Genomic DNA, 25,295 nt, shown 5'->3' on the forward strand with positions numbered 1-25,295 from the left:
AGGTCTTCTATTCCGTTTCGGTTTTAAAATGGCAATTATCGGCAGAGAATAGTTGTATACCTCAGTTTCTCCCGCGGATTCTGCTGATTTGCGCAGAAAAACAAGAGAAAACACTCATATAGCAGGAGAATTTAATCTTTTCACAAAACATTTTTGTCCTGCCTCTTGTTTCTTGCAGCGAAACTATCCTGGGTCTTCTTTTCCGTTTCGGTTTTAAAATGGCAATTATCGGCAGAGAATAGTTGCATACCTCAGTTTCTCCCGCGGATTTTGCTGATTTGCGCAGAAAAACAAGAGAAAACACTCATATAGCAGGAGAATTTAATCTTTTCACAAAATATTTTCTCCTGCCTCTTGTTTCTTGGAGCAAAGCGATCCTGGGTCTTCTTTTGTTTCGGTTTTAAAATGACAATTATCGGCAGAGAATAGTTGCATACCTCAGTTTCTCCCGCGGATTTCGCTGATTTGCGCAGAAAAACAAGAAAACACTCATATAGCAAGAGAATTTAATCTTTTCACAAAACATTTTTCTCCTGCCTCTTGTTTCTTGCAGCGAAGCGGTCCTGGGTCTTCTATTCCGTTTCGGTTTTAAAATGGCAATTATCGGCAGAGAATAGTTGTATACCTCAGTTTCTCCCGCGGATTCCGCTGATTTGCGCAGAAAAACAAGAGAAAACACTCATATAGCAGGAGAATTTAATTTTTTCACAAAACATTTTTGTCCTGCCTCTTGTTTCTTGCAGCGAAACTATTCTGGGTCTTCTTTTCCGTTTCGGTTTTAAAATGACAATTATCGGCAGAGAATAGTTACATAGCTCTTTCTCCTGCGGATCTTGCTGATTTGCGCAGAAAAACAAGAGAAAACACTCATATAGCAGGAGAATTTAATCTTTTCACAAAACATTTTTCTCCTGCCTCTTGTTTCTTGCAGCGAAGCGATCCTGGGTATTCTTTTCCGTTTCGGTGTTAAAATTTAGACCCCAAAAAGACGATTTTCGATACGGACATTTTTCAGTAGGACGCAATTACTCCTTCTTCAGAATATTCTCGATTTTTTGTAATTCATCCTCACTGAATTTCAGGTTTTGCAGCGCTGCGATGTTATCCTCCAGCTGGGAAACCTTGCTCACGCCCACAAGTACAGAAGTTACACGCTCATCTTTTAATAACCATGCCACCGCCATTTGCGCCAGACTTTGATTTCTTGACTCTGCAAGTTTATTTAGTTTCTGAACCTGGTCCACTACTTCGGGTGTAATCTGGGTTTCATCAAGGTAACTGCCTTTGGTAGCTGCCCGCGAATCTTCTGGAATTCCGTGCAGATACTTAGACGTTAAAATTCCTTGTTCAAGAGGTGAAAAAACAATACTGCCAATACCTTCCCTTTCCAACGTGTTCAATAACCCATTTTCTACCCAACGATCCATCATATTATAGCGCGGCTGGTGAATTAGAAATGGAGTTCCCTGTTCCCTTAGGATTTCTGCGGCTCTGGCGGTATCTTTTGGAGAATATTGAGAAATTCCTACATACAAAGCCTTTCCCGATCTTACAATCTGATCCAGTGCACCCATTGTTTCTTCCAGAGGAGTGTCTGGGTCTGGCCTGTGATGATAAAAAATATCCACATAATCCAATCCCATTCTTTTTAAAGATTGGTCCAGGCTGGCAATGAGATATTTCCTGGAACCAAAATTACCATAAGGCCCGGGCCACATATCCCAGCCTGCTTTGGTGGAAATTATAAGTTCATCCCTGTATTGCTTAAAATCTTCTGCAAAGATCTTCCCGAAATTTTTCTCTGCAGAGCCATAAGGAGGGCCGTAATTATTAGCTAAATCAAAGTGAGTTATACCATTATCAAAGGCTGTTCTCAAAATGTTCCTGGCATTGTCAAAATCGTCATTATCCCCAAAGTTGTGCCAGAGTCCCAGCGAAAGAAGGGGAAGCAGAATTCCACTTTTACCGCAACGGCGGTATTGCATCTTATCGTACCTGTCTTTATTGGCAGTGTAATTTTCCATTTTTAATTTTTAAATTGGTTATTAAGTTTCGGCTTGTCAATTGGCTTTAAATTTTCCGAATAAAAGCCATTTAATATATGTTTTAATCGTAAAGTTACATTTTTACGCGGTTTTTATTACTTTTATGGCTGCATGAATCACTCACTTCTTCAGTTTTAAGCTTCTGGATGTAGAAAATAACATGCTTTCAATATTCAAATTGTGACCCCATTAAATTGGCAGTTTTCGGTCTGTCTTGTTTATTCCGCAGTATTTAAGGCGATTTTAATCATTTTAGAAAAGGACCTCTCCCTGTCTTCAGCGCTTAAACTTTCTCCGCTAATCAGGGAATCGGAAATTGTTAATATGGAAAGGGCAGAAACGCCGTGCTGTGCTGCGACGGTATAAATTCCTGCAGTTTCCATTTCTACACAAAGGATGTTTAATTTTGCCCATTTTCGGTATTCATTCTCATCTTCTTCATAAAAAGCATCAGAAGAAAGAATATTCCCGGCGTGCACTGCTATATTTTCTCTCTGTGAAAAATTAGCTGCTCTTAAAAAGAGTTCTGAGTCTGCAGTAGGGGAGAAATGTGCCCCCGGAAATCTAGCAGTGTTAATACCCGATGTAGAAGAAGCCGCCATTGCGATTACAATATCATTAATTTTAACTTTTTCCTGATAAGATCCTGCTGAACCTACCCGGATAAGATTTTTTACTCCAAATTCGTTTATCAATTCGTGGCAGTAGATAAGCGTAGAAGGAATTCCCATTCCCGTACCTTGCACTGAAACCTTTTTTCCCTGGAAAGTGCCCGTAAACCCCAGCATTCCCCTTATATTATTATACTCTACTGCATTTTCAAGAAATTCTTCTGCAATCCACTTTGCCCTTAAGGGATCTCCCGGTAAAAGAACAGTTTCTGCAATTTCTTCTTTTTTTGCATTTATGTGAATGCTCATATGTTTTTAATTAAAGATATTCCTGAAGAGGTACCCAGGCGGGCTGCCCCAAGTTTAATAAATTTTTCTGCAGTTTCGGTGTCTTTTATTCCGCCTGAAGCTTTTATCTGAAGTTCTTCTTGTACTATAGATTTCATCAGTTTAACATCCTCAAAACTGGCACCGGAAGTTCCAAAGCCTGTAGAAGTTTTTCCAAAATTTGCCTTTGCACGGAGCGCACATTTACATGCCGCAATTATTTCTTCCTTGGTAAGGTAACAGGTTTCGATGATAACTTTCAGGATTTTTCTTCCAATTGTTTTTTTTATTAGCGCAATTTCATTTTGAACAACTTCTAAATTACCGGCTTTTAACTGCCCGATGTTGATGACCATATCTATCTCATCGGCTCCCTGCGAAATGCACCGTTCAGCTTCAAAAATCTTTGATTCAATTTCCATTGCACCAAGCGGAAATCCAATAACTGCAGCCAGCTTGATCTCCGAAGTTTTAAGCTGTTCACAGGCGAGCTGAACGTAACAGCCGTTTACGCAAACGGCATAAAATTGATGTTCTACGGCTTCAGCGCACAAGTTCTTAATATCTTGTGGTGTCGCTGTCGGTTTTAAATTAGTGTGATCTATAAATTTATTAAGTTGCATTTAAGGTTTTTTTGTAAGGTAAGGGAGTAAATACTTCATGTCTTTAATTTCATTAAAATTTCTAAAAATCTAAAGTTCTTTTAAACTGTTTTGGGTGAAAAAGAGTACTGGCAATATATTAAAGAAATGACTGGTATCATACAGGTGAACTTTTAGAATTTAAAGATGAATGCCAATCCTTTTCATGGTTATTCACAAAAAATGAATAGATTTATCGCATAATTCAGTAGATATAAGACAGAATAGTTTAATAATACCAAATAAATCTATAATAGCATCAATTTTAATAAAATAAATGAAATCCTATTTTAAGCTTCTACTAATATTTTTCTTCTTTTCACCATTCTACTTAATAACGGCTCAGATCTCACAGCCAGAGAAGCAATATCTAATGTTATATGATAATGTAATAGGTTTAGAAAATACATCACTTTATAATGGGGTGGAATATGTAGAAGAATATCGCACAATAAACAGGGAACATCAGTTTTTCCCCTCGCGGGATTTTGTTGAAGGCAATCTCCAGTATGATGATGAAATTTTTTACGATGTATTTCTAAAATTTGATGTCTATAACAATCGCTTAATTGCGGCACTTAAAAGTGGTAATAAAGAAACTGTTTTACAACTTATTTCAGAAAAGGTTGACTGGTTCCAGGTATATGAAAAGATATTTATTAATGTAGGGAGTTATGAGAATATTTCCGGCTTTTTGGAATTACTTGCCGGGAGCAATACTTCTGGTATTTATAAGCAGTACGTTCTGGATCCTATAGAAATGCGAGATAAACAGTTTGTATATTATGAATTTAAACCCAGGGATAGCCGGTATTATTTACTTAAAGACAATCAATATTTTCTTGTTGATTCCAGTAAGGATTTTATAAATGTTTTTCCGAATGAAAAAGAAAGGATAAGAAAATTCTACAAGAGCAATAAAAATCTTTTAAAAGCCAGTAGGGACCAGTTTATGAAAAAGCTGTACATAGAGTTGAATGGTATATTAATGGCTAAAAATAATAAAATTTAAATGAAAAAATGCCTGCTATGTTTATTGCTTATTGCCTTTTCTAAAATCTATTCTCAAAAAAGCACCAGCTCTGTAGATATCTCGTTTAAAGATGAAGAAATAATTAATGTCATATCAGAATTAGAAAATAGTACACCTTATACCTTTTACTATATTGAAGAATGGGTAAAGGGAGAGAGGGTAACGGGAGAATATGAGAACGAAGCCGTGGAAAATGTGCTGCGGGATATATTCAGCAACACTTTAGTTAATTACTATTTCCTGAAGAATAAGATTATTTTAACCAAAAACAATGTTATTCATGCTGATCTACCTGTTGCTTTCTCTCCTGATTCGATTGGAACCGTGACCTCTAACATAAATGAAAGGGAAAACAGACCGGTGTTTTATAAAGTTACAGATGCACAGGAAACTGGAAAAATAGAGACGGTAAGGATTGGAAAGGAAGATGAAAATTCTTCGAAAAAAAGTTTTACTCTCCACGGCTACATTTTGGATAAGAAGAGTGGTGAGCCTATTTCAAATCTTGCCCTGGTGGTGAGAAATACAAATATGGGGACGGTAACCAATATTAATGGTTATTATCAACTAAGCCTGGAAACAGGAGAGTATACCCTTGAAACTCGATCCCTGGGAAGTGAAAATCTGCTTAGACGGGTTGTTATCTACAATGATGGAGAGCTTAATTTTCACCTAAATGAAAACTACGAATCACTTGATGAAGTTGTTCTGGAAAGCACTTCAGAGGCAAATGTGCGAAGTGTTGTTGCAGGCGTACAGCTTATAAAAGCAAGTGAGATTAAAACGATTCCGTTGGTGCTTGGAGAAAGGGATATTCTGAAGGTAGCTACAATGCTGCCGGGTATTTCCACGGCGGGAGAAGGCTCTTCCGGATATAACGTGAGAGGTGGAAGAGCAGACCAAAATCTTATTTTACTTGATGATGCCGTCATTTATAATCCGAGTCACTTTTTCGGACTATTTTCTGCCATTAATCCTTTTACCACCGGAGATGTTGAAATCTACAAAGGGCATATTCCCGCCAGGTATGGAGGTCGTTTATCATCTGTTTTTGACATTCGGACAAAAGAGGGGGACGAACAAAAATTTTCGGGAGAAGCTGCTATAGGTCCTGTTACAAGTAATATCGCACTGGAAATCCCAATTGTAGAAAATAAAGCATCATTAATAATGGGAGGAAGAAGTACTTATTCTGATTGGATTTTGAAAGCGCTGGATGATGAATCCCTGAATAACAGTAAAGCAAATTTCTATGATATCATTTTAAAATATGGCCATAGGATTGATGAGAAGAATGCTATAAAAGCTACCGGCTATTTTAGCAGGGATGTTTTTAGTCTAACTTCAGATTCTCTATTCAGTTACAACAATTTAGCTTTGTCCTTAAAATATGACCGAAAGCTAAATAACAAAAACGACGCAAGCTTTATCTTTACCAATAGCAACTATAAATTCAATATAAAATATGACAATGAATTTGCCAGTAGTTTTAATAACGGATACAAAATTAATGAGACAGAAGCTAAATTAAACTTTCGCTACAGGTATAGCGAAAAACATCAATTTAACTATGGAATCTCCAGCAAATTGTATACCGTCAACCCCGGAGAAATAGAACCTTTAGGAGCAGGCTCAAGTATAGAATCATCAACCATTCCTGAAGAGAGAGGACTGGAATCTGCGCTATATCTCTCGGATGATTTTAAAGTTAATGAAGAGCTTTTGTTTAGTGCCGGTTTGCGCTATTCCTTTTATGCCGCACTGGGCCCGGCTAATCAAAATATTTATCAGGAGGATCTACCCCGGAGTGAAGGTACGATAACAGGTGTACGCAATTACGAAAAAAATGAAGTCATTAAGACCTACGGCGGACCTGAAGTAAGATTTTCAGCAAGGTATCTCTTAAATCCGGAGCTTTCGTTAAAAGCAAGTTATAATAATACTTTTCAATATATTCACACATTATTCAATAATACTACTGTTTCTCCTACAGATATTTATAAATTATCAGGTTCCTATATTGAACCACAGAGAGCGTCCCAATATTCCTTTGGAGCATATAAAAATTTCCAGGATGATATTTACGAGGTAAGCCTGGAGGGCTATTATAAACAAAGCAGTGACATTCTGGACTTTAAAGTAGGTGCCCAATTATTTCTCAACGAAAATGTTGAGGCGGAAGTAATACAGGGAGAAGGGAAATCTTATGGAATAGAATTTCTGCTAAAGAAAAATGAGGGGAGATTAAATGGGTGGCTTGCCTATAGTTATTCCCGGTCTTTTCTAAAATTGGATGGTAATTTTAATGAGGAGATTATTAACAATGGTGAGTATTTTGCAGCGAACTTTGATAAACCCCATGATCTAAGTGTGGTCGCAAATTATAAACTGACCAAGAGATTTAGTTTCTCTGCTAATTTTGTATATCAAACGGGAAGACCTATAACTTATCCTATAGGTAAGTACGATTTTGATAATTCTCAGTACGTATATTACAGCAATAGAAATGAATATCGTATTCCCGATTACTACCGTTTGGATTTAAGTTTTAATGTAGAAGGAAATCATAAAATCAAGAAGTTTGCTCACAGTTTCTGGAATATTTCAATTTACAATGTATTGGGTAGAAATAACCCTTATTCAGTTTTCTTTGTAACAGACAATGGTGAGGTGGATGCTTATCAAAGTTCAATTTTCTCCATTCCTGTTCCTACGATTACCTATAATTTTAAATTTTAAGGTTTATGTGGCAGTATAATTTAAAGAGGATCTTAGTTTTTATAGCAAAAAGAATATGTTTACTGTTCTTTTTGTTTATAACAGCATGTGTTGAACCTCTGGAAATAGAAGAGGGGAAATTTGAAAGCGCGTTGGTAGTAGAATCTACAATAACCGATGAGTATATCACTCAAAAAGTAAAGCTATCTAAAGCTTATCCTCTGGGTGAAGATGGACCTTTTGCAGAAGTTGGTGCTACAGTAGAAGTAACAGATAACAACGGGAACACCTATCCTTTTACTGAAGAAGAAAATGGAATTTATCTTTCCACCCGGCCTTTTGCTGTAGAGCCTGGAATAACTTATCAGTTACAGGTTAGTACATCCAATGGAAAGTCATATAATTCAGAAACGGTTATACTTCCTGGAGGTACAGTACCTATAGCAGAAGTCTATGCCACTCCAACGAATTATCAGGGAGAGGATGGGATAGGCCTTATAGTTAATACCCAGACTGGAGAAGAAGTAAGTTATTATAAATATGAATATGAAGAAACTTATAAAGTTGTTTCCCGCTTTCCTAAGAACAGAGAATTTATACTTAATGATGATGGCGAGCCGGAATTAGTTTTAAAGACATATGAAGACGAGATCTGTTATAATACTGTTGCCTCCAATAGTGTTGTGTTAAGGAACACAAGTAATCTTTCTTTTAACACTGAAGATGGATTTATTATAAGGTTTCTTGCCAGCGATAATCCTATTCTGGCTTACAGGTACAGCATACTGGTAAAACAATTTTCACTTACCCCCGAAGCTTATAGATTTTATGAAACTTTGCAAAATTTATCAGAATCTGAGAACATTTTTTCTCAGGTACAACCCGGCTTATTAAAAGGGAATATTGTTACAGAAGATCAAGAAGATGAAGTCGTTATCGGGTATTTTTCTGTAGCTTCCGTTTCTGAAAAAAGAACGTTTTTTAGCTATTCAGATTACTATGATCCTTCAGCAGGTCGTCCCGTTCTTACCTCTTATTGTGATACAATCTACGATCCTCCGCGTGAAGAGTTAATTCAGTTAATTGAAAATGGCGGATATCTATTTTATGCTGATGATCCGGTGCCTTTCGCTCCTCCTATTTACACGCTAATGTGGGCCCAATGTATCGATTGCAGAAGGTTGGGCAGCAATGAGGTTCCTGAATTTTGGGTAGAATAAAAGTTATATGAAAAGAGAATTCTATTGTTTTATATTAATGGTTTTGCTGCAGGGAGATTTTCTGCACAGCCAGGTTAAATCTGATCAGGAAGTACTGCGTTTAGCCAACACTATTCCGCAGGAAAAGATGTTTGTTCATTATAACACCAGTGTAGGTATCGCGGGGGAAAGTTTGAGATATAAACTCTACGCCATAAGTGAAGCCACTAATAAGCTAATTAGTATTAGCAAGCTTGGATATGTGGAAATAATAGGAAAGAATGATATTGTTCTTTTTCAGCAAAAAATTAAACTGGAAAATGGTAGTGGGTACGGTGATTTTTTTATTCCGGTGAATGTAAAATCAGGTAATTATAAGATTATAGCCTATACACATTGGATGAAAAATAAAGGTGAGGAGAATTATTTCAAAGGAGATTTGGCTATTATTAATCCTTATTCAGAAGATCAAACTGCGATTATAGGTTCTATAGAAGAAAGTGATTCTTCAACTCACAGCGAAAAGAGCTTTCAAATCCTACCTGAAAGTACAGCTAAAAATTCTTTAGCAAGTATTTCCACTTCTGCTAAAAATTATGGAAAACGGGAAAAAGTTTTAGTGAATATAGATCTTCAAGTTGCAGATGCGGCATCAGGAAGTTATTCTATGCTTGTAAGGAAACTAGATACATTTGATAAGCCACAGCGCCCCAATGCTGATAACTGGAGTTTAAATGAACCCTCAAAAAAATTAGTTCAAGAATTTAAGGAAGGAAAATATTTTCCGGAAATAAGGGGGGAGATTTTGAAAGGCAAAATCCTTAGCAGAGCGTCTGCCAATGTTTCAGTGAACAACAAGGTTCTAGCCTTGTCTATACCAGGCAGGAACGATATTTTAAAATTTGCAAAAACAGATGATGATGGTAAATTCCATTTTATTTTAGACGTTTCTGAGTCAGGCGGAGAAAGTGCCGTGCTTCAGGTAATGGATATGGACGTGGAAGATTTTGACATTCGGTTGAATGAAAAATTTACTCAGAATTATAAAAATCTCGAGTTTAGTAATTTCCGTTTCAAACCAGAAATGGAAGAATGGCTAAAAGAAAGAAGTATTTACAATCAAATAGAAAATTCCTATTTGATTGTAAAATCAGATGAAATTATCTCCTCTTCTCAAGATCTGCCTTTTTACGGAGAAATGACAGAGATTTATGATCTTGATGATTATACCAGGTTTCAAACAGTTAAAGAAACTTTTGTTGAAATTATCAAGTTCGGTTCTATAAAAAAAGGGAATGATGGCAAAAATCATTTTGAAGTACGAAGTTACAGAACTTCACTCAGTTCCGGACTACCTACATTACTTTTAGTAGATGGATTACTAATACAAAACCATGAGGAATTCATGGATTTCGACTCACGTAAAATTGATAAAATTGGAATCCTGCGGGATAAATATTACTTAGGACCTTTAGTTTTTCAGGGGGTAATTACCATAGAAACCAAGCAGCAGGATTACTTCTTATCAGTTAACCAGGACCTTATTTTGGAGAAAGGAACTTTAAAAACTTCTCCTGAAAAAACATATTTCTCTCCCGATTATGAAGTTTCCCGGCAAGAAAAGATTCCGGATTTTAGATATGAATTGTATTGGAATCCGGATGTGAAAGTGAAGAAAGAGGATCAACCTATAGAATTTTATACTTCTGATGTTTCTGGAACTTTTCTCATTACTTTAGAAGGATTTACCGGAGAGGGGAAACCGGTTTCAGCTAGTAAAACTATAAAAGTTCTAGAAAGTGAAGACCTTTAAAAGCTCAAATAAATTTAAACTTCTGCATTTTCTTATACCTTAAGCATATACTATTTTTAGGCACAAAAATTTTCGAAGATTTTTTATATAATACATCGTATTTAAAGAAGACAAAATTTATAACTCTCCAGAATTTGGGCCGTTAAGAAGTTGCTCCGGACTCAATTCTTCCTGTATTCCCCTTAATTTTTGATCTCCAAAATCTTCATCCCGCACGTCCCAGTACAATTCTATATAAACACTGTCAGGATCATAAAAGTAAAGCGACCAGCTAATCTGGTTATCCTTAAGTTCGGGATTTAAGTTTTCCCTTTCCAGGTTTTGATAATATTCCGCAAGTTTTTCGCGGCTGTTCAGCTTAAATGCCAATTGTTGAAGGTACCTTTTACTGGTGGCAATTCTTTCCTGCAAACCTTCCTTTAGAACCAGTTCGTGGTGACTTTCCGTAGCACTTAAGAAAATACGCTTTTTGCCGTTATAACTGGCTTCTTCATTGGTTCTCATATTCAGAATATCTTCATAAAAACGCTGTGATTTTTGCAAATCAGAAACCTGGAGTACAATATGCCCAATTTGCTGATCGTTTGATGCTTCGGAAGAAGTGTTATCGTCTTTAGAAACATTTTTACGGTCGTTACAAGAGCTGAAAGCAAGTGCAGTAAAAATAAAAATTATTCCTCTAAAAAGTTGAAGATGTAGTTTTAGGTGTTTGGAAAGTGGTTTCATAACTTCTTCTTTTTAAAAAGGTAGCAAAAAATTAATCTCCATCATATTTAAAAAGGAATTTTCTGATTTGGACTTCATTTTAATAGAAACCTGAAGCTTTTCTCAATATTTAACTAAATTGCCCTCAGCTCCTGAAGCCTTCTAAAGGTTTGGAATATGAAAAATCAAATAATCCAACTGCTGCTTTCCTGATAAGTTAGCACTAAAATGTTAATATGAAGAAGATTTTTACCTGGTCCATAAGTGCCGCATTAGCGGGCTTTCTTTTTGGTTTTGATACGGTTGTAATTTCAGGAGCAGATCAGCAGCTCCAGGAATTATGGGGCACAACAGATGCTTTTCATGGCTCTGTAGTAATAGGAATGGCCCTTTGGGGAACTGTGGTGGGAGCTCTTTTTGGAGGTTTTCCAACAAACAGGTTTGGGAGAAAAAATACACTATTGGTAATAGGTTTACTCTATTTTGTGTCCGCACTTGGTTCTGCGATGGTAAACGATCCCATTTCCTTTGCTGTTTTCAGGTTTATTGGCGGTTTGGGAGTAGGGGCTTCCACTATCGCAGCTCCTGCCTATGTCTCAGAAATTGCTCCTCAGGAAAACCGGGGTCGGTTGGTATCTTTATATCAATTTAATATCGTACTCGGAATATTAGTAGCTTTTTTTTCAAATTATCTGCTAAGAAATACCGGGGAAGAACCCTGGCGCTGGATGGTGGGTGTAGAGGCTATTCCTGCGGTGGTTTATATGATCTTTGTTTTCTTTATTCCAAAAAGTCCGAGGTGGCTTATCTCGCGCTCAAGAGACAAAGAGGCAATGGAAGTGCTTCAAATTATCGATCCAACTTACAATGTAGAGGCAAAAATGAAGGAGATAAAATCCCAGTCTGAAGCAGAAGCAAAGGGGGAAAATATCTTCATGAAGAAATATCGCTTTCCTTTGATCCTTGCTTTTCTTATCGCTTTTTTCAACCAGTTATCAGGTATTAATGCTTTTTTATATTACGCTCCACGAATATTTGAATCTGCCGGCCTTGGAGAAAGTACAGCGCTTTTGAGCAGCATTGGAGTTGGCGTTGTAAATTTACTTTTCACCCTTCTTGGTGTGTTTTTAATAGATCGGGTAGGTAGAAAGAAGCTGATGCTGGTTGGCTCGATTGGCTACATAATTTCCCTGTCTCTGGTAGCAGCAGCTTTCTTTCTGGACTGGCAGGGATTATACGTGCCACTGTTTTTATTCATTTTTATAGCAGCCCATGCCATAGGACAGGGAGCGGTAATATGGGTTTTTATTTCTGAAATCTTCCCGAACCATCTTCGGGCTTCAGGCCAGGCATTTGGATCTTCCACCCACTGGTTGCTGGCTGCCGCAATTCCTTCAGTCTTTCCGCTTCTTATTTCTGCGGTAGGGCCGGGGTTTGTTTTTTCAATCTTTACTTTTATGATGATTCTGCAGTTATTTTTCGTAATTTTTATGATGCCCGAAACTAAAGGAAAGTCGCTGGAAGAACTTGGCAAAGAACTTTCCCTTGGCACATCGAATAGGAAGTAACCAACTTAAGTGTAGTGCCTAAAATGTCAATTTTCGACCGTAAGTAATGAAATCAAAGAAATTTTCCGATTAAAATTGAACAAGATGAAACAGGATATAAAAGCAATTTGTTTTGGAGAGGTTCTATGGGATGTATTTCCAGATGAAGAACGTATTGGCGGTGCGCCCCTTAATGTAGCTTCCCGTTTAAGTAGCTTCGGAATCAATACCGAAATTATAAGCCGGGTTGGAAACGATAAAAAAGGGGAAAAGCTTATTTCGTACTTGAAATCCAATAATATTGAAGTGAAAAACATTGCCAAAGATGAAAAATATCCTACCGGAGTGGTCAATGTGAGCCTTTCTTCAGGTGGATCTGCAACTTACGAAATTGCCTATCCGGTGGCGTGGGATAAAATTGCTATTTCCGAAGAAATTATACGTTCTGTAAGAGAAGCCGACGTGTTTATCTTCGGAAGTTTGGTTTGCCGGGACAAGGTTAGCCGCAACACGCTTTTTGAACTTTTGCCGGAAGCAAAACTGAAGGTTTTAGATATTAACTTAAGGCCGCCACACTATGAAAATGAGGTTTTACAGAAGCTGATTGCGCAGGCCGATATTATCAAATTTAACGATGACGAGCTATTTGAAATTGCAGAAATGATGGGTTCTCCTTTTAATTCCCTGGAGCAAAACCTTAGTTTTATTTCTGAAAAAACTTCGGCACGCTCCATTTGTGTAACCAAAGGGCAGCATGGAGCAGTTTTTTTAACAGAGGGCAAATTGTACTATAACAGCGGATTTCAAACTAAAGTGAAAGATACTGTAGGTGCCGGAGATTCTTTTCTGGCGACTTTAATCGCAAAAGTTTTGATAGGGGAAAACCCGCAAAAGGCATTAGATTATGCCTGTGCCGTTGGAGCATTGGTGGCAGGAAAAGAAGGTGCAAATCCAGAGTTGTCCACTGCCGATATTGAGACTTTTGTAAATCCGAAAGAGTAAACTGCTTCGGGGCAAGCCCACGAAGCATTAAGAAGAAATAATTTTCAATTTCGAGGCAAGCCCCGGAGCATTAAAATCTCGATTATCGAGTAAAATTAGTTATTTTTCAACTTAAGGGGATTTTTCGGGAACATCAGTAAAAAATCGTAAATGATCTGAAGCTAACTTTATTTTGAATTTACTTCCGAAGTAATCAGAAATAAGGGTGTCGTCAACATGAACCCTGGAACCGCTACATTTGAGGTTGGCTTTTTGCACCGGCAGCACAGTAACAATTTTTTCCAGATCTGCATGACAGGCTTTATTTTCTATAAGTTTTCTAATGTATCCCTCCAGGTCTTTTCTCTTTTCTTCGGGAATTAAAACCAAATCGAAATGATCATCTGCCGGATGGGCATTTGGAGCCAGTGTAAAATTTGGGCCTATAAGTTTAATGTTCATGATTTCCACAAGCAAAAAGACACCTTTTATTTTGAAGCCACTGGTCTTGATCTTTGCCTTTTTTGGCTTGTAACTTTTTAGAATTTCAAGAAGTACTTGCAGGGTTTGCTTCAGTTTTTCGTCAGGATCATCGGGAGAATCTCTCTTTTTCATTTCTGAAATTAACTTTGGAAATATTCCGAAGCCAAAACTTTCTAAAAAGAAGTCTTTTTTTACTGTACTTTTAATCTTTCCGTAGCTAAAGTTGGTAGTTTTTCTATTTAGATCTATCTCATGATGCTCTTTATTTTGCGCAACATTAAGTACTTTAGAAATATTGTTTGCAGTCCCTAAAGGCATTAAATGAAGGGGCACCATATGCGAAGGATCTTTTTTAATGAGATTTTTTGCCAGTTTTCGCACAGTACCATCACCTCCGGCCAGTAAAATAGCATCGGTTTCCTGAAGGTCAAGCTGTTTCTTCCAAAACACATAGTCGGTAGAAACGTATTGGGCGCGATAACCGGAAGCCTCTATAATTTCTATCAACTCTTCCTTATTATGTTCGCCGCTACCAGCAGTGGGATTATGAACTATTTGTACCATCTTCATGTGCAGAGATTTAAGAATAAAGTTAATCACAAATTTTGTCTCTACTTTCAGATTAACGATAACTTAAGATTGAAAAAATAATCTTTAAGAATAAATGTTAGCCTCCTGTTATAAGAACTATAAAGTTTATCGGTTTTCAGAAATAAAGGCTAAAGAAAACATTGGTTTTTGTAATTTAAAGTAGAAGAACCTAAACCAAAAATTTGAAATTATGAAAATACTGGTAACCAATGACGACGGAATTTATAGTCCGGGTCTTTCCTGCCTGGCACATGCAGCAGCAAAATATGGTGAAGTAATTGTTATGGCTCCAGATGTGGAGCAATCTTCTATGGGACAGGCGATAACTTCGGGAAAACCCATTACCTATAAAAAATCGCCTATTCACTTTGAAGGAATAGAAGCTTACCGTGTAAGTGGAACTCCTGCAGATTGTGTCGCACTTGGCGCTCACTTATTTGAAGACATAGATTTGGTGCTTTCGGGTATTAACATAGGCTCAAATTTGGGAAATTCCGCATGGCACTCAGGAACCCTTTCCGCAGCAAGACAAGCTGTTCTTTTTGATATAAGGGGGATTGCATTAAGCGTTTCAGTAGGAGAAGAGGATACAGATTTTGAGGCGCTGGAGCCTTTCGTTTCTGATACTCTTAAAGAAGTGGTGCACGAAAAGGAACGTAAACTGCTCAATATTAACTTTCCCAGATCTCCTGAAGGTGAAATCCTGTGGACCCACCAATCTGTAAGACATTATGATGGTAAGGTAATAGCCAATAAAGATCCCATGGGAAGGCAGCATTACTGGTTTACCGTAGTACAGATTGAAGAAGTTGAAGAAGGGACAGATCGCTGGGCGGTAAGGCATGGCAAAACCAGTATTACCCCAATGATCCTGGACCTTACCGATCATAACTATTTAAACGAAAGAAAAAGAGATAAATAGCAACAGGTTTTTTGAACATAATTGAATTTTGTTTGGTCATGTCCTGCTAAAGATAAGAACTGCTGCAGAAGAAAAGCCTTTAAGGTTCTGAACGGTACTAAATATCGAAAATTGCCATTTTAAGACAGGGACCTGATTTTAAAAAATTGAACCGACGTTCTGATTATCCGGAATCTATATCTGAGTAAATCTGAAGATCTCTAGCGGTAAACGATTTGCTGTTCAAGATAATTTCTATATTTGCATTGTGAAAATAGCAGCACTAATACTATCTTTTTACTTTTTAGGACTTAACTTCCTGGATTGTTCAGATGAGCCGCAGACTTCTTCTTCAGATTCTGAGGTTTCTATAGAAGTTTATGCTGAAAGTGATAATCCGCAAGACTCTTCAGAAGATCTATGTCCTCCTTTCTGCCATTGCCACTGCTGCCATGTGCATGTAGTAAATTTGCAATCAACAGAAGTTTCTATTTTTACTCCCGAAATTCTCACTCTTATTTCCACAAGATTGGAAGCACCGGAAAAAGATTTTTCCAGCTCCCTGCTTCAGCCACCCCGTATTTAATTCAGGCCAGGGACACTTATGTCCTGTCGTGAATGACTATTTAAGTTATTCTTCTATTATTTTCTGAATTAAATAAAAATACCAGATGTTAGATAAAATCATTGATTTTTCAATCAATAATAAATTTATAATTGGCTTATTAACCATTGTTCTTGTTGGATTCGGAATATGGAGCATGAGCCAGGTACCCATAGATGCTCAGCCCGATGTTACGAATAACCAGGTGCAGGTAATATCACAGGCTCCCAACTTAGGTACCGAAGATATTGAACAGTTTGTCACTTACCCCGTTGAAGTGGCCATGAGCAACCTTCCCGGAGTCTTAGAAATAAGGTCGGTTTCCAGGTTTGGCCTTTCAGTAGTCACCATTGTTTTTGAAGACGATATGGGAACTTATCTGCCAAGGCAATTGGTGGGTGAAAAACTGAGGGCTGTGGAAGAAGAAATTCCCGAAGGATTTGGCAATACATTTATGGGGCCCATTTCTACCGGACTTGGAGAGATCTATCAGTACACGTTGGAAGTAGCGGAGCCTTATAAAGAGGAATATAGCCTTGCTGAACTCCGCACGATACAGGACTGGATTGTACGGCGGCAAATGGCAATGGTTCCTGGGGTGGTTGAAGTTAACGGCGTTGGCGGCCGTATAAAACAGTACGAAGTTGCTGTATATCCTGGTGAACTCAGGGCGATTGGCCTTAGTATTTCAGATATTTTTACTGCACTTAAAAACAACAATCAAAACACCGGCGGAGCTTATATTGAACGTAACCACCAGGCAAACTTTATACGTGGGGAAGGATTGGCGAGAAGTGTGGAGGATATAGAAAATATCGTCATTACAAATTCCGGAGGAGTGCCGATTACTGTAAGGGACGTTGCTACGGTAAAGACAGGAAGTGCTGTGAGTTATGGAGCTCTCACAAAGAACGGAGAGGGGGAAGCAGTAGGCGGAATGATAATGATGCTAAAAGGCGCGAATTCTAACGAAGTCATAGAAAATGTAAAAACCAGGATAGATGAAATTCAAAAATCCCTTCCCGAAGGTGTTTCCATAGAACCCTTTTTGGACAGGAGCGAACTTATTGCCGAAACTACGGGTACAATTAGTGAAAACCTGATGGTTGGAGGTTTGATAGTAATTTTTGTTCTGGTTTTGTTGCTCGGGAACTGGAGGGGCGGATTAATAGTTGCTTCTACGATTCCGTTATCGCTTCTTTTTGCTTTTATTTTGATGAATGTCTTTGATGTTTGGGCGAATTTAATGAGTTTGGGCGCTATTGACTTTGGGATTATTGTGGACGGTGCTGTAATTATTGTAGAAAGTACCGTATTTCTCATTTACCAGAGGATCAATAAAAACAAGCAGCTAACTCAGGGAGAGAAAGATGAAATTGCTTCCGGTTCTGCAAAGAAGATGATGAATTCGGCGTTTTTTGGACAATTAATCATCCTCATCGTTTTCCTGCCGATCCTGGCACTGGAAGGAATAGAAGGAAAAATGTTCAGGCCCATGGCACTCACTTTTATGTTTGCCATGCTGGGCGCAATGATCCTGTGCCTTACGTATGTACCGATGATTTCGGCGTTGTTCCTAAAGGCGCCCACGACACAAAAAAAATCCTGGGGCGATATATTTATACTTTGGCTTGAAGCCAGGTATAAACCTCTTCTCAAAAAATCTCTGGATAAAGGAAAAGTTGTTTTAGGTGTAGGAATAGCCCTTTTAGTACTTGCTGTTTTCCTTTTTATCAGAATGGGGGGAGAATTTGTACCGCAGCTGGATGAGGGTGATATTGCTTTTCACATTATAATGAAACCGGGTAGTTCTTTAACTGAAGGAACAGAAACAGCCACCAAAATAGAAAAACTTCTGCTAAGTGAATATCCCGAAATTGAACAAGTAGTGAGCAGGTTTGGGGTTTCTGATGTGCCTACAGATCCAATGCCTATGGACCTGGCCGATAGCTTCGTTATTCTGAAACCCCGTTCCGAATGGGTTTCAGCAGATACAAAAGACGAGCTTATAGAGAAAATGAAGGAAACCCTGAGTATTATTCCGGGGGTGAGTTACGAATTTACCCAACCTGTGGAGATGCGGTTTAATGAATTGCTTACCGGCGTTCGGGAAGATGTTGCCATAAAATTGTATGGCGAAGACCTGAACATTCTTGCTGACAAGGCTGAAGAGATGGGAAGTATTATCTCCACCGTAGAAGGGGTTGCAGATATGAAGGTGGAAGCTACCGCAGGCCTTCCCCAAATTACGGTGAACTATAACAGGAGCAAAGTCGCACAATATGGATTGAATATCAACGATCTTAATTCTCTGGTCCAATCTGCCTTTGCCGGAGGAAAGGCCGGGGTTATTTTTGAAGGCGAGAGGCGGTTCGAACTGGTCGTCCGTTTAGATGAAGAGCACCGTACGAATATTGATAATCTCAGGAACCTGTACGTTGCTTTGCCTTCAGGAAATCAGATTCCGCTCCGGGAAATAGCAGAGGTAAGTTATAAGCCCGGGCCAATGCAAATAAGCCGCGATAATACGAACAGAAGAATAAATGTTGGGGTAAACATCAGGAATCGCGATGTAAAGTCTGTGGTAGAGGATATCCAGATAAAGCTGAATGCGGAATTTGATCTGCCGGCGGGATATTACATCAGGTACGGTGGAGCATTCGAAAACCTGGAAAGAGCAAGTAGCCGGTTACAGGTGGTAGTCCCCATCGCTCTGTTGCTCATATTCATTCTTATTTATTTCGCTTTAAAATCATTTAAACAGACCACGATGATCTATGTAGCTATACCGTTGGCAGCTATTGGCGGAGTTTACGCACTGTGGTTGCGGGATATGCCTTTTAGTATTTCTGCCGGAGTAGGATTTATTGTATTATTTGGAGTGGCGGTGCTTAACGGACTCGTTTTGATTAGTGGTTTAAATGAATTAAAGGAAGAAGGAGTTACCAACCTACAGGAACGTATAAGCCTGGGAACACGCAGACGAATACGACCAATCCTGCTGACTGCCCTTACAGATGTTCTTGGATTTCTACCAATGGCCATTTCGTCATCGGCCGGGGCAGAGGTGCAAAGGCCGCTGGCAACGGTAGTAATTGGCGGATTACTAACTTCAACTTTTCTAACGCTGTTTATTTTACCTATTCTATATAAGATGGTGGAAGAGCGTTCTACCGGCAGGAACTTTATTGGGAAACCCGTGATTGCCACTATAGTTCTGTCTGTTTTATGTTTTGTTCCTAAAAATCTGACAGCGCAGGAAAGCGATGATTTTCCCGTCTTAACAATGGCTGAAGCAGAGGAACTAGCTGTTAAAAATTTTCCGCTGTTAAAAAATAAACAGCTTAAAGTAGAACAGCAGGAGGTTCTAAGAAAATCGGCGTGGGATTTTGGAACCACCCAGGTATTAACCGGAGGGGAAGAAATTGCAAATGACCGCGGAGTATATACCAGGCTGGGATTTCAGCAACAGGGAATTGATATTTTAGGGATAGCACCAAAACTGCGGTTGCAGAACGAGCGTATTACTTTAGCAGAAAAAGCCTTTGAACTATCGCAATTGGAGGTTTCCCGGGAGGTGAAATCTGCCTGGATTGAAGCTTTTGTAGCAAAAAGGAAATACGCTTTATTTTCAGAACTAGATTCTATTTATCAGCAGTTTGAAAGTGCGGTTTCTCTTCGGTATGAAGTAGAGGCAATTTCCCGACTGGAGATGATTACCGCCAGAAGTGAGGTTAGTCAGATAACAATACAAAAGGAACAGGCGTATACCGATTATTCCACTGCTCTTGAAAGGCTGAATCTTTGGCTGGGACAGGAAAATTATTATTCGGTGCCGGAGGAACTGGAGCCTCCGTTTATTGTAAATGAAGAATTTTTAGCTGAAAACCTTCAGGAGCACCCGATGCTGGAAGTTTCCAGGCAAAACGTGGAAGTAGCCGAAGCAGAACACAAGGCCACCAGGGCAGCTTTGCTTCCGAAGTTAAACTTGCAATACGGGGTGCAGGAAGTAAACGGTAACAGCGGATTTTACAGTTATCAGGCAGGATTGTCCATTCCGTTTCTTTCAGGAGAAACCTATGGCAATACACAGGCTGCAAAGATAGAAGCCGAAATAGCAGAGCGCACGGCGGGTTTTGAAAAACGACAACTGGAGGTGGATTTTTCACAGGCGCTAAAGAATTATCAGAAATGGAAGGCTTCCTGGGAATACTATAAAGAAGAAGCTTTACCCGTGACCGCCGAACAGCAGGAAGGCGCTCTGCTCGCTTTTAACGAAGGAGCAATAGCATATTTGGCATTTATCGATATCCTGGACAAGGTGGTACAGGTGGAATTAAGTGCGCTGGATTCCCTTCAGCAATATTTGAAAGCATATGCAAATCTTCAATTTTTTCTTAACGATTAACAGCTATTAAAATGAAAATAAAGACAATAAATACCAAATTATTACTCGTAATCTTTACTTTTTTCAGCCTTACTTCATGTAAAGATTCTGAAGATAAAAATGAAATAGTCCCTTCAGAAGAACATAAAGATAAAGAAGGAGGTCACGATGAAATAGAGGAAGCCATGCTTTCCCGGCAACAATTTGAAGCTCTTGGAATGGAGGTAGATTCACTGCAGGAACGCAATATGGCAGGCTTTGTGGAAGCTAACGGGGAACTGGAGGTACCACCGCAAAATGAAGCTTCGGTTACTGCTGTAATTGGAGCAAATGTGGTTGAAATAATGGTTATTGAAGGGGAGGAAGTACGTAAGGGACAGGTGCTGGCTTATATTTCCCACCCCGATATTATCCAGGTTCAAACGGATTTTCTCAATGCCTCTAATCAGCTCAAATTCCAGGAGAAGGAATTCAACAGACAACAGAAATTATATGAAGCCGGGGTAGGTTCGGGAGAAACTTTTCAGAGGGCAGAAGCCGAACTTCAGAATGCGAAAGGCAGGGTGCAGGGATTAAAGTCGCAGTTGCAGTTACTCAATCTAAATTCAGGAAACATTCAGGTGGGAAATATTAATCAGCGTATAGCCATAAAGAGTCCTATTGTAGGTACTGTGCAGGAAACAAATGTAAAAACCGGACAGTTTGTAGAAGCACAAACCTCGATGTTTGAAGTGGTGAATACCCAGGATGTGCATGCCGATCTTATGGTCTTTGAACGGGATATTTCTAAGGTCACAGCCGGGCAGGAGGTTATAATTATTGTAGAATCACTGGGAGGAATGGAACTTAATGCTGAAATTATCTCTATTAGTAAATCTTTTGACAGGGAAAGAAAAGCTGTGCATGCACATGCCGAAATAAACAACAGGCCAGGAAACCTTATTCCGGGAATGTATGTTCGCGGAAGGATTTTAACCGATAATTCTGAAACTACAGCCCTTCCTGAAGCTGCTATTGGCCGGGATGGTGATGATTTATTTGCTTTTAAGGCAGAAAAGGAAGGAGATGCCTGGAGTTTCCAGCCGGTGAAAATTACCACTGGTGTGAGTAGTGGAGGCTGGGTTGCTGTTAACTTTCTATCTCCGGTAGCACCCGGTACGCAGTTCGCTTACAATAATGCTTATTATTTACAGGCTCAAATGCAAAAAGGAGAAGGTGGCCATAGCCATTAATAAAATTTGCTAATTCTTAATTATGAAAGATCAACAAAGGGAAAGTAATTTAAGAAAAGGAAGAAATGTCCAGACCTTTAATATTATCTATGATAGTGTGGAGGTCCTGGTTTCCTTAATTGCAGGATTTTCTTCCGGTAGCTCTGCCTTAATTGGTTGGGGGTTGGATAGCGTTGTGGAAGTTATTTCGGGAAGTACACTTTGGTGGCGTCTTAACGGCGAACTGAATGATATAAGTAAGAAAAAAGTGCAAAGGAGGGAAAGGATCACGCTGTTTGTTATTGCCCTTTCCTTCCTTTTAATAAGTACTTTTATTACATACGATTCTATCACCAAATTAATTAATAAAGAAATTCCTGATTGGAGTACAGCGGGATTAATAATTCTGCTGGTTTCCCTTGTGGTAAACCCATTCCTTATCTGGTATAAATACAAATACGGCAAAAAACTTGACAGTAAGGAATTAATTGCAGATTCCAAGGATACTTTTGTTTGCCTGTATCAAACCATAGCCGTGCTGGGAGGAATCCTGGCAGTACATTTTCTCGATTGGTGGTGGGCAGATCCCGTAGCTGCCCTTCTAATTGTTCCCTATGCCTTAAAAGAAGGCTGGGAGGCTTATAACAATGGTAAAAATGTAAAAACGGAATAACTTTACCACCTCCCGGGCCTGGTGCTTAATTTGGCAATTTTCGATAGATAATGGGAAAATTAGGTCTTATACAATTTCTTTTGGTTCATCATCATTTGGCAGGAGCCTGAAATTTTCAATTTTCTTTCCTTTTAAGTGAGACTGATATTTTTCAAGAAGGGGCTGTTCCAGCTTAAATTCCCTGTATTCGTCAGGATTCATTATGGGGATCCCTTTTACCATAGGATAAATCCTGTTGCAGCTTTTGCAGGTTAGAAAACCTTCAAGAATGTTTTCTTCAACATCTTTGGTGATTATGGTAAGCTGTAAATCTTTTTTATCGAAAGGACAGCATAATTTATTAATTGTGGCTATTTTCATTTTTTATACGCTTTAATTCTGATAAATATTCTCTGGTTGCCCGTTTTGGATCTTCGGAACTCATAATTCCCGAAATAACTGCAACACCTTCAAATTTGATATTCTTTAAATCTTTAATATTTTGATACTGAATACCGCCAGCAAGAAAAATGGGCATATCGGTAATTTCCCGGGCTTTTTTTATTGTTTCAAAAGAAACCAGCTCACAACTGTTACTGGTTTTAGACGGAAACATGGAACAAAAAGAAATGTAATCCAGCTTATTCTCTTCAGCCCAATTAATTACCGACAAATTATTGGTGCAAGTCACTCCAAACATACAATCTGCACTCAATTCTTCTCGTAATTCGCTGAAATTTTCAGGAATTATATCAAAATGAATCCCATCTGCATGGGTAGACTTCTTAAGGTGCCAGTTATTGTTTAAAAATACCGGTACATTCCTGGAATGGCATAAATCACAAATCTCATTTACCAATTCCACCTCGTCTATAGACGGAGGGAAATTATCCCAGATTTGAACGACTGCAATTTTTTCTTGGAGGACTTCATTTAATTTTCTGAATAATTCATCCCTGTGCATGGAAGGATCCAGAACAAGATAAAGTCCGCCTCTTATTTTGGCAATTTTCGTCATTTCCAACCTGAATTTAATGCTTTAAAGAATGCGCTCCAGTAGGGATCTTCAGAAGGGTAGGGGAGTTCTTTATTAATTCCGTTCTCCATTAGCTTTATTCCTTCTTCCTTTTCAGTAATTTCCCCGACAACGGTGCAGCGAATATCTTCTTCATTTAGTCTCGCGATAACATCCTGCTCACTTCCTTTTTTGCAGGTAATAATCATAGACCCGGCACCAATACTGAACCGGGGATCTATGGAGAACAAGTCGCAAATCTGCTTTTGTACGTTACCAACCGGTAACAATTCGTTATATACCTGGGCTCCGTTTCCAGATGCCCGTGCCAGTTCATAAATTGCACCCAGAACTCCGCCCTCTGTAACGTCGTGCATAGCCGTTACATCTTTATGTTTCTCTTCTTTACCTGCGGCCGCCAAAGCATCTTTTAAAGATGAGGTCTGATAAAAATTGTTGCAGGATTCCTCGTAAATTTCGTGTCCAAGTTTCTTTCTTATAGTTTCCGGAAAGCTCATTCCCAGGATAGAAGAGGAGGATAAGGCACATTGTTTTGTCACGAGGATAACATCATTTGGATTTGCATTTTGGGAAATTAAAATATCCTTTTTAGGAGCTACGGTAGAAAAAGTACCTCCGCCCGATATTGTGGAATTTTGACCCTCTATAAATCCTGTATGACCGCCGGTAATGGCTAAGCCTATATCATCAGAAAACTTGTGAATATACTGCCAGTAAGTTTTAAAATCTTCCCTGGAAAACCCCGCAGGTAAATTCAGCACCACTTGTCCATACATAGGCGCAAAGCCGGTAGTGGCCATGTCATTTGCCATTAGGTGAACAGATAACCAGGCAGATTCTTCCAGGCCGAGAGAAGGAATAAGAGAAAGCGGATCGCTGGTAGATGCGAGCGCAAGTCCGTTAGGAAGATCTACTACAGAAACATCCACACCAAATGCGGGACCTACACTAACTTCCTGCCTTGAACGCCCGCAGTTATTAAAAATAATCTCTTCAAATGTCTCGTCCTGAATTTTTCCCAGTTCCTTGCTCATTAGTCTACATCTTTAAATTGTACATATAAGCCAAAGAAGTCGCCATAAGGAATTCCCCATTGCTGTACAGGAAACCATTTGGGCAGCCCGGTGCAGGACCATTCGATCGAGTACTCTCTGCCTTTTAGAGCTTCATTAATAATAGAAGTCAACTTTGACGGTGTATAAAAAGTTGCAGTAAGATAAAACGGATTTTTACCAAAAATTTCCTGAATCCTTCTCCGGACAACCTTAGGAGAATTTCTGTTCATCATTCCCATTGCTATTCCATATTTTCCAACTCTTGCTGCTTCCTGTATCACTTTTACGGGATCTTTATAATATTCGAAGGTGGTTATAAAAGCCAGGGAGTCGAACGTATTATCTTTAAAAGGCATATGATGAGAATCGGCCATTACCAAATCTCCGTCGAACAAGTTTACAGCCTGGGAAAGCATTAGCGGAGAAATATCTCCTCCGGTAGCTTCAATACCAATTTCTTTCCACCAGCGTGTAAACCGGGTTGTTCCACAACCAAATTCGAGTAATGTTTCAACCCTTGTATCTTTGGATACAAGCTGTTCCATTACTTTTTTTTGCCAGACTTCAGCACGTTTGTACCTTCCTTCATACCATTGCTCATAGGTGTCTGTATGCTCTCGGTTAAAAAACCATTCCGGCCTTTCCTGCCAGTTCTGATGTGTTTTGGGAAGTAATTGAAAGTTACTTTTTTCTATCTCCATTTTAGTAGCTTATTTAAATAAAAACTCCAATCTATTATTGGATAGCCAGATAGA

At 38.8% G+C, this 25,295-nt stretch carries 20 protein-coding genes; 11 read left to right on the forward strand and 9 right to left on the reverse strand.

Features of this window, described 5'->3' with window-relative positions:
* Positions 1-1,025: 1,025 nt before the first annotated feature.
* The 3 genes from mgrA to deoC all read right to left on the reverse strand — a co-directional run bounded on the left by mgrA (position 1,026) and on the right by deoC (position 3,606).
* Complete coding sequence (gene mgrA / locus RM545_RS14670) at positions 1,026-2,024, reverse strand: L-glyceraldehyde 3-phosphate reductase (protein ID WP_311496039.1); 999 nt, start codon at positions 2,022-2,024, stop codon at positions 1,026-1,028.
* Between the two features lie 239 nt (positions 2,025-2,263).
* Complete coding sequence (deoD, locus tag RM545_RS14675) at positions 2,264-2,965, reverse strand: purine-nucleoside phosphorylase (RefSeq protein WP_311496040.1); 702 nt, start codon at positions 2,963-2,965, stop codon at positions 2,264-2,266.
* Positions 2,962-3,606, reverse strand: coding sequence for a deoxyribose-phosphate aldolase (deoC, locus tag RM545_RS14680; protein WP_311496041.1), 645 nt, complete (start codon positions 3,604-3,606; stop codon positions 2,962-2,964). Before deoC ends, deoD begins: the two co-directional genes overlap by 4 nt.
* A gap of 295 nt (positions 3,607-3,901) precedes the next feature.
* On the opposite strand from deoC, the gene RM545_RS14685 reads away from it, so the two are divergent.
* From RM545_RS14685 to RM545_RS14700, 4 genes are read left to right on the forward strand one after another with little or no spacing between them, the layout of a single operon-like run.
* On the forward strand, positions 3,902-4,636 hold the full coding sequence (locus RM545_RS14685; protein WP_311496042.1) for a hypothetical protein: 735 nt from the start codon (positions 3,902-3,904) through the stop codon (positions 4,634-4,636).
* A complete protein-coding gene (locus tag RM545_RS14690) occupies positions 4,637-7,396 on the forward strand; it encodes a TonB-dependent receptor (RefSeq protein ID WP_311496043.1) in 2,760 nt (919 codons plus the stop codon).
* 5 nt (positions 7,397-7,401) lie between these two features.
* Positions 7,402-8,595, forward strand: coding sequence for a DUF4249 domain-containing protein (locus tag RM545_RS14695; RefSeq protein ID WP_311496044.1), 1,194 nt, complete (start codon positions 7,402-7,404; stop codon positions 8,593-8,595).
* 7 nt (positions 8,596-8,602) lie between these two features.
* Complete coding sequence (locus RM545_RS14700) at positions 8,603-10,387, forward strand: hypothetical protein (RefSeq protein WP_311496045.1); 1,785 nt, start codon at positions 8,603-8,605, stop codon at positions 10,385-10,387.
* A gap of 117 nt (positions 10,388-10,504) precedes the next feature.
* Here RM545_RS14700 and RM545_RS14705 read toward each other — a convergent pair whose 3' ends face one another.
* Complete coding sequence (locus RM545_RS14705) at positions 10,505-11,113, reverse strand: VOC family protein (protein ID WP_311496046.1); 609 nt, start codon at positions 11,111-11,113, stop codon at positions 10,505-10,507.
* 215 nt (positions 11,114-11,328) lie between these two features.
* Here RM545_RS14705 and RM545_RS14710 point away from each other — a divergent pair, with 215 nt between their 5' ends.
* Together RM545_RS14710 and RM545_RS14715 are read left to right on the forward strand one after the other, a co-directional pair.
* Positions 11,329-12,660: a sugar porter family MFS transporter gene (locus RM545_RS14710; RefSeq protein WP_311496047.1), complete on the forward strand. Its 1,332-nt coding sequence runs from the start codon at positions 11,329-11,331 to the stop codon at positions 12,658-12,660.
* Positions 12,661-12,744: 84 nt separating this feature from the next.
* Positions 12,745-13,641, forward strand: coding sequence for a carbohydrate kinase family protein (locus RM545_RS14715; RefSeq protein WP_311496048.1), 897 nt, complete (start codon positions 12,745-12,747; stop codon positions 13,639-13,641).
* Between the two features lie 111 nt (positions 13,642-13,752).
* On the opposite strand, the gene RM545_RS14720 is transcribed toward RM545_RS14715, so the two are convergent.
* Positions 13,753-14,673: a diacylglycerol/lipid kinase family protein gene (locus RM545_RS14720; RefSeq protein WP_311496049.1), complete on the reverse strand. Its 921-nt coding sequence runs from the start codon at positions 14,671-14,673 to the stop codon at positions 13,753-13,755.
* A 211-nt stretch (positions 14,674-14,884) separates the two neighbouring features.
* On the opposite strand from RM545_RS14720, the gene surE reads away from it, so the two are divergent.
* The 5 genes from surE to RM545_RS14745 all read left to right on the forward strand — a co-directional run bounded on the left by surE (position 14,885) and on the right by RM545_RS14745 (position 22,470).
* A complete protein-coding gene (gene surE / locus RM545_RS14725; protein ID WP_311496050.1) occupies positions 14,885-15,616 on the forward strand; it encodes a 5'/3'-nucleotidase SurE in 732 nt (243 codons plus the stop codon).
* A gap of 247 nt (positions 15,617-15,863) precedes the next feature.
* Positions 15,864-16,181 carry a DUF6660 family protein gene (locus RM545_RS14730; RefSeq protein WP_311496051.1) on the forward strand — a complete coding sequence of 106 codons (318 nt, stop codon included), beginning with the start codon at positions 15,864-15,866 and terminating at the stop codon, positions 16,179-16,181.
* 85 nt (positions 16,182-16,266) lie between these two features.
* Entirely contained in the window at positions 16,267-20,607 is a 4,341-nt protein-coding gene (locus RM545_RS14735; RefSeq protein ID WP_311496052.1) for a CusA/CzcA family heavy metal efflux RND transporter, read from the forward strand.
* Between the two features lie 11 nt (positions 20,608-20,618).
* Entirely contained in the window at positions 20,619-21,818 is a 1,200-nt protein-coding gene (locus RM545_RS14740; RefSeq protein WP_311496053.1) for an efflux RND transporter periplasmic adaptor subunit, read from the forward strand.
* A 22-nt stretch (positions 21,819-21,840) separates the two neighbouring features.
* Positions 21,841-22,470 carry a cation diffusion facilitator family transporter gene (locus RM545_RS14745; RefSeq protein WP_311496054.1) on the forward strand — a complete coding sequence of 210 codons (630 nt, stop codon included), beginning with the start codon at positions 21,841-21,843 and terminating at the stop codon, positions 22,468-22,470.
* 66 nt (positions 22,471-22,536) lie between these two features.
* On the opposite strand, the gene RM545_RS14750 is transcribed toward RM545_RS14745, so the two are convergent.
* The 4 genes from RM545_RS14750 to RM545_RS14765 are packed head-to-tail and all read right to left on the reverse strand — an operon-like array spanning position 22,537 to position 25,241.
* A complete protein-coding gene (locus RM545_RS14750; RefSeq protein WP_311496055.1) occupies positions 22,537-22,830 on the reverse strand; it encodes a Trm112 family protein in 294 nt (97 codons plus the stop codon).
* Entirely contained in the window at positions 22,811-23,467 is a 657-nt protein-coding gene (locus RM545_RS14755) for a thiamine phosphate synthase (protein WP_311496056.1), read from the reverse strand. Before RM545_RS14755 ends, RM545_RS14750 begins: the two co-directional genes overlap by 20 nt.
* Positions 23,464-24,519, reverse strand: coding sequence for an AIR synthase family protein (locus tag RM545_RS14760; protein WP_311496057.1), 1,056 nt, complete (start codon positions 24,517-24,519; stop codon positions 23,464-23,466). The genes RM545_RS14755 and RM545_RS14760 overlap by 4 nt, the downstream gene beginning before the upstream one ends.
* On the reverse strand, positions 24,519-25,241 hold the full coding sequence (locus tag RM545_RS14765) for a class I SAM-dependent methyltransferase (RefSeq protein WP_311496058.1): 723 nt from the start codon (positions 25,239-25,241) through the stop codon (positions 24,519-24,521). Before RM545_RS14765 ends, RM545_RS14760 begins: the two co-directional genes overlap by 1 nt.
* Positions 25,242-25,295: the final 54 nt, after the last annotated feature.

Origin of the sequence: Autumnicola lenta (assembly GCF_031846515.1) — a bacterium.
GTDB lineage: Bacteria > Bacteroidota > Bacteroidia > Flavobacteriales > Flavobacteriaceae > Autumnicola > Autumnicola lenta.